This window comes from Polaromonas sp. P1_G4 (assembly GCF_056405475.1).
In genome coordinates, this window is the sequence record NZ_JBFUCA010000962.1 from 1 (window position 1) to 792 (window position 792).

Here is a 792-nt window from a genome sequence, read left to right on the forward strand (position 1 = left end):
CCCTGTGCCAGCAACGCGTCCACGATCGCACCACTGGCGCCGGCATGGTTCATGACAATCTCAACGCGCGGCCACTGGAGCGGAATCATGGAATTCGCTATTATTTTTATAGCTGCTTGCGCCCGTTCCACATGGGTTTCCGGCCAATTTCTCACTAACCTGAGGAATCCTTCCTCCACATAGCCAATCGGCCCCGCATCACCGGAGTCAAAAGCGTCAACCCTGTAGGTATGCACTTTCTGCACGTCCAGCGCGCTGTGGATGGTTCCGGCACACACCGCGACAACACCCATTGCCCCAGCATGACGCGCCACCGCCATGGCATCCAGCATGTTCTGGGGGCCGTCAGGCACCAGCGCAGTCGCCGGCCGCATGGCACAGGCCAGCACCACAGGTTTATCGGGGCGGCACACCGCATGAAGGAAATACGCCGTTTCTTCCAGCGTGTCCGTGCCGTGCGTGATGACAATGCCCTGCACGTCCGGCTGGGCCAGAAAGTGATTGACCCGACTGGCCAGCCGCACCCATACATCGAAGCTCATGTCCTTGCTGTCGACCTGCGCGACCTGCTCGGTCATCAAGGGGCCGAACCTGGCCAAAGGCGGGACCGCCGCCACAAGTTGCTCAACGCCCACCTGGGCAGCGGTATAGCCGATGTTGTCCGACGCACTCGCAGCCTGCCCGGCAATCGTGCCGCCGGTGCCCAGAATCACAATATTTTGAGGATGCATAAAACGTAAACTTGCAATCTTTTAAAAACTGGATGAAAATACAGTTACTGGATATTAAAAC

At 58.1% G+C, this 792-nt stretch carries 1 protein-coding gene; it reads right to left on the reverse strand.

The window, feature by feature from the left end; all coding sequences use genetic code 11:
- On the reverse strand, positions 1-731 hold a 731-nt coding region (locus AC1D1X_RS24745), incomplete at its 3' end, for an asparaginase (RefSeq protein ID WP_477699545.1).
- Positions 732-792 lie beyond the last annotated feature (61 nt).